Here is a 7,871-nt window from a genome sequence, read left to right on the forward strand (position 1 = left end):
ACAGCGACGACCGGGCCGCTGAAGCCGCGCTATGAGCGCCACCCGATCCATCTGGTCACCACCGCCTCGCTCGCCGCGCTGCGCGCGATCCTGCCCGACAGCGCCATCGACGAGCGCCGGTTCCGGCCGAACCTCGTGATCGACCTGCCGGGGGCGGAAGGCTTCGCCGAGACCGGCTGGATCGGGCGGGCCATGGCGGTGGGCGGCGTCCGCCTGCGCGTCGCCGAGCCCTGCATGCGCTGCGCCTTCACCACCATCGCCCAGGGCGACCTGCCGCTGGCCCCCGCCGTGCTGATGGCGATCACCAAACGCAACGCCACCCATTTCGGCGTGCTGTGTACGGTCGAGACACCGGGCGAGATCCGGATCGGCGATGCAGTACGGGTGCTGGATTAAGTTTAGAACTTGATCGGCGCAGACGCTTGGTCGTGGTCGATCTCGCTTCCGAGCAGGCGGTGCGCTACCGTATTGCCAGTCTCAATTCTTCGCGGTGGTCCCCATGCCCCAACAGGCCAAGGAAGCGTGGGGAATACTCTTTGCCCGCATATTCGCACATCAGGCTGTGAAGGTTGCCCTTGATCAGCAGCGGCTCCGCAACGATGCTGATCCTTACTATCTAGCCGAACTTGAGAGGATCGCCGCTCAACTTGAGAGCGAGGTTTCTGCGGCCCAGAAAGCGGCAAGACATCATTCGGGCATCCTGGACACAATCACGGCTGCTCGACAGCAGATTGCCAATGACGAGATCGAAACGCTCCAATAAATCGCGGAACGTTTGAAGACCGATACCAACGGTCGAAAATGTTGATTCGTCATCCCGTGCGCGCTGCGGCGCGAAGTGCCGCTGCGCAGACACGGGATCTCCGCGCGGCCCTAGAGAGATCCCGTGTCCGCAGCGCATCATTGCATGCTGCGCTGCGCCACGGGATGACGAGTCGTTCTTTATGCTGCTGGGTATGACTGTGGTCGATTGGTTCCGGCTAGTCGCCTAGGCAGATCCCCAGCGCCCGGGCGGTGGTGACCAGCGGGTCGTCCGGCTTGACGTCCTGGTATTCGGCGATCGCCTCCTGCAGCGGCACGTCGATCACCCGCCGGTCGGACCAGGCCACCAGCCGGTCGAACTTGCCCTCGGCGATCAGGTCGACCGCATGGGCGCCGAAGGCCGAGGCGATCAGCCGGTCGCGCCAGCTGGGCATCGAGCCGCGCTGGACATGGCCCAGCACCGTCACCCGCGTCTCCGCCCCCGTGGTGTCGGCGATCTTGAAGGCGACATAGTCGCCGATGCCGCCGAAGCGCTTCTCGCCGCCGTGGTAGTCCTTGTGCACCTTGGTGCCGTCGGCGGTCTTCACCGCCTCCGACACCACCACCAGCGCGAAGTTGCGGCCGGTCTTGCGCACCTCGCGGATCTTCTGGGCGACGGAATCGATCGAGAACGGGATCTCCGGGATCAGGATCACGTCGGCGCCGCCGGCGATGCCCGCGGCCAAAGCGATGTGGCCGGCGTCGCGGCCCATCACCTCCAGCACCATCACCCGCGCGTGGCTGGCGGCGGTCGGCTGCAACCGGTCCAGCGCCTCGGTCGCCACCGCCACCGCGGTGTCGAAGCCGACCGAGACCTCGGTCAGGCCGACATCGTTGTCGATCGTCTTCGGGATGCCGACATAGTTGAAGCCGCCCTGCTGCGCCAGGCGCCGCAGGATCTGGTGGCTGCCGTCGCCGCCGATGCCGATCAGCGCGTCGAGGCCGAGCTCGTGATAGGCGCCGACGATCTCGACCGACCGGTCCTTCAGCGTGCCGTCGGCCATCGGGAAGGCGAAGGGGTCGCCCTTGTTGGTGGTGCCGAGGATGGTGCCGCCCTGGCGCATCACCGCCGTGGTCATCTTGTCCGGTGTCAGCACCTCGTAGCGCAGCGGCCGGGCCAGCAGGCCGGAGGTGCCCTCCTTGATCCCGATCACGGTCCAGCCGAGGCCGTCGGCCCGGCACACCGCCGCGCGGATCACCGCGTTGAGCCCGGCGCAGTCGCCGCCGCTGGTCAGGATTCCGATGCGCTTCTCGCCCGCCATGCCGTGCTTCGTTTCCATCCTCGGTTGCGTTTCCCCCTTGTACCGGGATACGCCCGGTGCTGTAAGAGCCGGATGCAGCGGCCGGCCGGCCCCGCGCGGGAGCCCCGCGTCAAACGCGTTCCGGTCGGGCCGCTCCCTTTGCTATGATCGGGCCGCCGCTGAACCGGGACCCACAGGAAAGGCCGTTTGAGGGAATGATCGACATCGAGTCGATGCAGGAGAGGCTGGCCGCATTGCGGGTCGAGCACCGCGACCTCGACGAGATCATCGACCGGCTGACCGCGGACGGGCCCGTCAACCAGCTTCAGATCCAGCGCCTGAAGAAGCGCAAGCTGCTGCTCAAGGACCAGATCTCGATGATCGAGAGCAAGCTGCTGCCCGACATCATCGCCTGAGCCCGAGGATATCCCGACCGATGGCCGAACCCGCCGTGCCGCCCGTGGCGATCATCATGGGCAGCCAGTCCGACTGGGAGACCATGCGCCACGCCGCCGAGACCCTGTCGCTGCTGGGCATCGGCCATGAGGCGCGCATCGTCTCCGCCCACCGCACGCCGGAGCGGCTCTACGACTTCGCCCGCGAAGCGCGCGACCGCGGCGTCAAGGTGATCATCGCCGGTGCCGGCGGCGCTGCCCATCTGCCGGGCATGGCAGCGGCGATGACGCCGCTGCCGGTGCTGGGCGTGCCGGTCGAGAGCAAGGCGCTGAAGGGCATGGACAGCCTGCTGTCGATCGTGCAGATGCCGGGCGGCGTCCCGGTCGGCACCCTGGCGATCGGCCGGGCCGGGGCGATCAACGCGGCATTGCTCGCCGCCTCGATCCTGGCGCTGGGCGACCCCGCCGTCGCCGATGCGCTGGACGCCTGGCGCAAGCGCCAGACCGAGGCCGTGGCCGAGCACCCGAAGGACGAATGACCAGCCTCCCGACACCCCTTCCGCCCGGCAGCATCATCGGCATGCTCGGCGGCGGCCAGCTCGGCCGCATGACCGCCCTGGCCGCCGCCCGCCTGGGCTACCGCACTCACGTGCTGTGCCCGGATCCGGACAGCCCCTGCGCCCAGGTGACCGACCGGTCGACCCTGTCCTCCTACACCGACCATGCGGCGCTGGACGCCTTCGCCGCCCAGGTCGATGTCGTCACCTACGAGTTCGAGAACATCCCCTACGAGACCGTGCTGCATCTGGCCGCCCGCGTGCCGGTGCGGCCAGGGCCGGACGGGCTGGCGGTATGCCAGGACCGGGTGGCGGAGAAGGAGTTCTGCAACCGCCACGGCATCGGCACCGCACCCTGGCGGGCCGTGGGCTCGGCGGCGGAGCTGGCCGGGGCGGTGACCGCGATCGGCACGCCCGCCGTGCTGAAAACCCGGCGCGAGGGCTATGACGGCAAAGGCCAGGCGGTGATCCGCGACCCGGCCGATGCCGCCGCGGCCTGGGACAAGCTGGGCGGCCGGCCGGCCATCCTGGAGGGCTTCGTCGATTTCGCCCGCGAGCTGTCGGTGATCGCCGCCCGCGGCGTCGACGGATCGGTGGTGTGCTACCCGGCGGTCGAGAACCGGCATCGCGACCACATCCTGTCGGAGACGATCGCCCCGGCCCCCGGCCTGGCGCCGCATCGCGCGGCGGAGGCGGAGGAGATCGCCCGGACGCTGATCACGGCGCTGGACATGGTCGGCCTGCTGGCCGTGGAGCTGTTCGAGGCGCGCGACGGCGGCCTGCTGGTCAACGAGCTGGCGCCGCGGCCGCACAATTCCGGCCATTGGACCCAGGATGCCTGCGCCTGCGACCAGTTCGAGCAGCTGGTCCGCGCCGTCTGCGGCCTGAAGCTGGGTTCGACCGAACGCCATTCCGACGCGGTGATGCAGAACCTGATCGGCGACGACGTGCTGCGCTGGCCGGACTTCGTGGCCGAGCCCGGCGCCAAGCTGCATCTCTACGGGAAGGGCGCCCCACGCCCGGGCCGCAAGATGGGCCACGTCAACCGGCTGGTGCCGAAGGGCTGATTCCACCGCCAGGGCGTCGCGACAGTCGGCTCACTCCGGCAGGCCGGCTTTCCGGAAACCGTCCAGAATCATGTCCCGGGACGCCGTGTCCCTGAGCGGCAGATAGTCCCGGATGGCCGAGACGGTGCTTCCGGGCGCCAAAGCGAGGAACTTGCCGAGCGCCGCGCGTGCCTCCGGCAGCCGGTCGAGCTGGACATAGCCGGGGACCAGAACCCAATGGGCCGTATCCCAGTCGGGATTGAGGGCGGCCGACCGTTCGGCCAGCTCGACCGCCTTCGCGGGGCGGCCGCCGAACAGATGGGCCATCCCGGCCACGGCCAGGAACATGTAGTAGCTGGGATCCAGCGGGCCGAGCGCCATGGCCCGCTCCGCCAGCACCAGCCCGGCCTCCGGGTCGCCGCCGCAGACCAGCGCGGTGCCGGCCAGGAAGTTGATATAGCCCGAGCCGGGGTTCCGCTCGACCGCGCGGCGCACGCCGTCCAGGCCGGCGCCGTAGTCCCGCCCCGCCATCACCAGGACGAAGCTGGCGACGACCAGCGCCACCGGATCGTCGGCGCCGGCGGCGGCCGCCGCCCGGCGGGCCAGCGAAATCGCCGTTCCCAGATCGTCGAGCCCGGCGGCCGGCCACCCCCGCGACAGCCGCTGCTCCAGGCACCACGCGGCATGGGCCAGCGCCGAGGCGAAGGTCGGGTCCAGCTCGATCGCCTTCATAAGCAGGCCATAGCCCATCAGGTTCTCGTCCGGCCGCATGGCGTAGACATGCGGCAGCGCCCGCAGATGAAGGTCGTAGGCGTCGAGCGAGTCGACCGGCTTGCGGCGCGCGCGCTCGATCTCCGCCTTCAGCATGGTCGGTTCCAGCGCGCCGACGACGCTGGCGGTGATCCGGTCCTGCAGGTCGAACACATCCTGCGCGTCGCCGTCGAAGCGTTCCGCCCACAGATGGGCACCGGTCGCCGCGTCGATCAGCTGGCCGGTGACGCGCAGCCGGTTGCCGGATTTGCGGACGCCGCCCTCCAGCACGTAGCGCACGCCCAGCTCCGCCGCCACCTGCCGCACATCGACCGCGCGGCCCTTGTAGGTGAACGTCGAGTTGCGGGCGATCACCGCCAGCTGGCTGAAGCGCGACAGCGCGGTGATGATGTCCTCGACCATGCCGTCGACGAAGTATTCCTGCTCCGGATCGCCCGACATGTTGGTGAAGGGCAGCACCGCGATCGACGGCTTTCCCGGCGGCGGCACGGCGGGTGCCGCCCGCGGGCGCTGCGCCGCGGGATCAATGGTCGGGGTGCTGCCGATCTGAAGGGCGTAGATCCGGATCGGCTCGGCGATGTTCTTGAGCTGGGTGCTGCCGAGATCGCTGACCGAGAGGTCGAGCCTGGACTTGACCTGGCGATAGGCGTCCTCGGACAGGCAGATGGCGCCGGGCGCCGCCACCCCCTCCAGCCGCGCGGCGATGTTGACGCCGTCGCCCATCAGGTCGCCGTCGCTCTCCTCCACCACGTCACCGAGATGGATGCCGATGCGGAACTCGATCTGCCGGTCGGGCGCCACGCCGGCATTGCGCTCAACCATGGCACGCTGCACCTCGATGGCGCAGCGCACGGCGTCGACGACGCTGCGGAACTCGACCAGCGACCCGTCGCCGGTCCGCTTGACCACGCGGCCGTTATGGATGGCGATGGTGGGGTCGATCAGGTCGCTGCGCAGGGCGCGCAGCCGGGCCAGAGTGCGTTCCTCATCCGCGCCGGCAAGCCGGCTGAAGCCGACGACGTCGGCGGCCAGGATCGCCGCCAGCTTGCGATGGTCGCTCATGGAAGCGCCTTGGCCCTCCGAACGCAACGCCGCCTGAATATCCGAATATACGCCTCAAATGCGTTCGATCCTCGAACATTGTGGGGCTGGGGGATCGCTCAGGGTGCCACCGTCACTGGCGCGTATTCATGGGCCAGGATGCCGTTGCCGAAGCGCGAGGCCGAGATCAGTTCGAGCCCGAGCCGCTCGCCGGGCGGGAACAGCGGTGTTCCCTGGCCGAGCGCGAGCGGATAACCGAGAAGGCGGATGCGGTCGACCAGCCCATGCCGCAGCAGCTGCTGCGCCACGCTGATGCTGCCATGGACATAGATGTTGCCGCCCTCGCCGGCCTTCAGCGCCCGGACCGCGTCGGGCAGCGGGCCGCGCAACAGCTCGGCCGGTGTCCAGTCAAGATCCGTCAGCGTCGTCGAGGCGACATATTTCGGCAACGCGTTGAACCGGTCGGCGAAGTCCCCGGTCTCCTGCGGCCAGGAGCCGGCGAAGATCTGGTAGGTCTTGCGCCCCAGCAGCATGGCGCCGCTATCCGCCAGCTCGTCGTTCTTGAACCGGTCCATCTCGGCGTTCCACGCCACGCCGGTCAGCTTCTCGACCTCGGCGATGCCGTCGGCGCTGGTGAACTCGGTGACGATGACCTTCCTCATCTCGTCCTCCCTGCCCTGGTTCAGGCGGTGGCCGCCACCGCCAAATCGATGAAGGCGCGGATCGCCGGGAAGCGCCGGCGGTCGCGCTGGCACAGCACATATTCGTCGGTGTGCCAGTCGCAGCCGGCCAGCGGCCGGACGGCGATGCGCGGATCGGGCCGGATCTCGCCGGCGGAGATGAAGCCGAGGCCGAGGCCCAGCGCCACCGCCTCCTGCACCGCCTCGCGCCCCATCACCTCGAACAGCGCGCCGGGCGCGATCTCCGCCTCCGCCAGGCCGCGCTCGACCGTGCGCCGGGTCATCGACCCGGTCTCGCGCATCACCAGCCGCTGCCCGGCCAGGGCCGCGACCGGCACCGAATCCCCTGCCGCCAGCGGGTGGCCGTCCGGCAGCATCAGCCGCACCGGGTCACGGTACAGCGGCACGATGTGGAAGCGCGGATCGACCGGCGGGTTGGACAGCAGGGCCACGTCCAGCCGCGCCTCCGACAGGTCCTCCAGCACCGCGCCGGCATTGCCGATCGACAGGCGGATCTCGACCTGCGGGTGGCGGCGGTCGAACTCGGCGATCAGCGGCATGACGTAATACGGGCTGTCGGCGCCGAGCTGCAGCAGGCCGCGGGCCAGTTGGGCCGAGCCTTCCAGCAGCGTCGCCGCCTCCTGCTCGGTGTCGAACAGCCGGGTGGTCAGCCGGAACAGCCGCCGCCCCATCTCGGTCGGCTGCACCCGGCGCGAGCTGCGCTCGAACAGCAGCACGCCGTAGCGCTCCTCCAGCGCCTTCACCGATTGCGACAGGGTCGGCTGGGTCAGCCCCAGCGTCCGCGCCGCCAGGGTGAAGCTGGCCTGGGTGGCCACCGCGTGGAAGGCACGCAGCTGCATCAGGTTTATTCGCATGGCCTATGGATAGCATGGAAAGTCCGTATTGGACTTATGTATGAGGGCGGCGCAGCCTCGGTCCCAGCCACCCTGTCCGAGGCCGCCATGCCCCTTGCCGCCGCCCGTCCGATCACCACCGACGACATCGGGATCGCGACGCTGCGCCACACGCCGGACCGCCTGACCATCCGCTGGTCGGACGGCCGCGAGAGCCCCTACCCCGCGATCTGGCTGGCCGACAACCGGCCCGACCGCCGCGACCGGCCGGACGGGCAGCGCCTGTTCGACGCCATCGACCTGCCGGACGGCATCGCCATCCGGGCCGCCGTGCTGGCCGCCGACGGCTCTGTCGAGATCCACCTTGCCGGCTTCGACACGCCGGCGCGCTTCGCCGCCGTCTGGCTGCGGGCCCATGCGCTGGATCCGGCCTCCCGCGCCGAGCGGCGGCGCCGGCCGGTGCTGTGGGATTCGTCGCTGGCGCT

The 7,871-nt window shown here is 69.8% G+C and carries 10 protein-coding genes; 6 read left to right on the plus strand and 4 right to left on the minus strand.

Annotation, left to right across the window (positions count from 1 at the left end; all coding sequences use genetic code 11):
* A partial coding sequence (locus P409_RS20055) for an MOSC domain-containing protein (RefSeq protein WP_034842394.1) occupies positions 1–396 on the plus strand: 396 nt, incomplete at its 5' end.
* Between the two features lie 103 nt (positions 397–499).
* Positions 500–763, plus strand: a complete 264-nt coding sequence (locus P409_RS38105; protein WP_152613450.1) for a hypothetical protein — start codon at positions 500–502, stop codon at positions 761–763.
* 217 nt (positions 764–980) lie between these two features.
* Here P409_RS38105 and P409_RS20060 read toward each other — a convergent pair whose 3' ends face one another.
* Entirely contained in the window at positions 981–2,063 is a 1,083-nt protein-coding gene (locus P409_RS20060; protein ID WP_034842419.1) for an ATP-dependent 6-phosphofructokinase, read from the minus strand.
* A 194-nt stretch (positions 2,064–2,257) separates the two neighbouring features.
* Between P409_RS20060 and P409_RS20065 the strand changes: the two genes are divergently transcribed.
* The 3 genes from P409_RS20065 to P409_RS20075 are packed head-to-tail and all read left to right on the plus strand — an operon-like array spanning position 2,258 to position 4,061.
* Positions 2,258–2,458 carry a YdcH family protein gene (locus tag P409_RS20065; RefSeq protein ID WP_034842397.1) on the plus strand — a complete coding sequence of 67 codons (201 nt, stop codon included), beginning with the start codon at positions 2,258–2,260 and terminating at the stop codon, positions 2,456–2,458.
* 20 nt (positions 2,459–2,478) lie between these two features.
* Positions 2,479–2,976: a 5-(carboxyamino)imidazole ribonucleotide mutase gene (purE, locus tag P409_RS20070; RefSeq protein ID WP_034842400.1), complete on the plus strand. Its 498-nt coding sequence runs from the start codon at positions 2,479–2,481 to the stop codon at positions 2,974–2,976.
* Positions 2,973–4,061: a 5-(carboxyamino)imidazole ribonucleotide synthase gene (locus P409_RS20075; protein ID WP_034842402.1), complete on the plus strand. Its 1,089-nt coding sequence runs from the start codon at positions 2,973–2,975 to the stop codon at positions 4,059–4,061. The genes purE and P409_RS20075 overlap by 4 nt, the downstream gene beginning before the upstream one ends.
* Positions 4,062–4,091: 30 nt before the next feature.
* On the opposite strand, the gene P409_RS20080 is transcribed toward P409_RS20075, so the two are convergent.
* From P409_RS20080 to P409_RS20090, 3 genes are all read right to left on the minus strand, one after another.
* A complete protein-coding gene (locus P409_RS20080) occupies positions 4,092–5,873 on the minus strand; it encodes an adenylate/guanylate cyclase domain-containing protein (RefSeq protein ID WP_034842406.1) in 1,782 nt (593 codons plus the stop codon).
* A gap of 98 nt (positions 5,874–5,971) precedes the next feature.
* Positions 5,972–6,514: a dihydrofolate reductase family protein gene (locus P409_RS20085; RefSeq protein WP_034842409.1), complete on the minus strand. Its 543-nt coding sequence runs from the start codon at positions 6,512–6,514 to the stop codon at positions 5,972–5,974.
* A gap of 20 nt (positions 6,515–6,534) precedes the next feature.
* Positions 6,535–7,392, minus strand: coding sequence for a LysR substrate-binding domain-containing protein (locus P409_RS20090; protein WP_052120999.1), 858 nt, complete (start codon positions 7,390–7,392; stop codon positions 6,535–6,537).
* A 102-nt stretch (positions 7,393–7,494) separates the two neighbouring features.
* Between P409_RS20090 and P409_RS20095 the strand changes: the two genes are divergently transcribed.
* Positions 7,495–7,871: Fe(II)-2OG oxygenase family protein (locus P409_RS20095; RefSeq protein ID WP_202964739.1), on the plus strand; the 377-nt coding region annotated here is incomplete at its 3' end.

This window comes from Inquilinus limosus MP06, from assembly GCF_000767795.1.
GTDB classification, from domain to species: Bacteria; Pseudomonadota; Alphaproteobacteria; order DSM-16000; family Inquilinaceae; genus Inquilinus; species Inquilinus limosus_E.

Excerpts from the sequence above, each read along its gene's own strand:
- P409_RS38105 (WP_152613450.1), top strand. The coding sequence starts at position 500 with ATGCCCCAACAGGCCAAGGAAGCGTGGGGAATACTCTTTGCCCGCATA.
- P409_RS20060 (WP_034842419.1), bottom strand. The coding sequence starts at position 2,063 with ATGGCGGGCGAGAAGCGCATCGGAATCCTGACCAGCGGCGGCGACTGC.
- P409_RS20065 (WP_034842397.1), top strand. The coding sequence starts at position 2,258 with ATGATCGACATCGAGTCGATGCAGGAGAGGCTGGCCGCATTGCGGGTC.
- purE (WP_034842400.1), top strand. The coding sequence starts at position 2,479 with ATGGCCGAACCCGCCGTGCCGCCCGTGGCGATCATCATGGGCAGCCAG.
- P409_RS20075 (WP_034842402.1), top strand. The coding sequence starts at position 2,973 with ATGACCAGCCTCCCGACACCCCTTCCGCCCGGCAGCATCATCGGCATG.
- P409_RS20080 (WP_034842406.1), bottom strand. The coding sequence starts at position 5,873 with ATGAGCGACCATCGCAAGCTGGCGGCGATCCTGGCCGCCGACGTCGTC.
- P409_RS20085 (WP_034842409.1), bottom strand. The coding sequence starts at position 6,514 with ATGAGGAAGGTCATCGTCACCGAGTTCACCAGCGCCGACGGCATCGCC.
- P409_RS20090 (WP_052120999.1), bottom strand. The coding sequence starts at position 7,392 with ATGCAGCTGCGTGCCTTCCACGCGGTGGCCACCCAGGCCAGCTTCACC.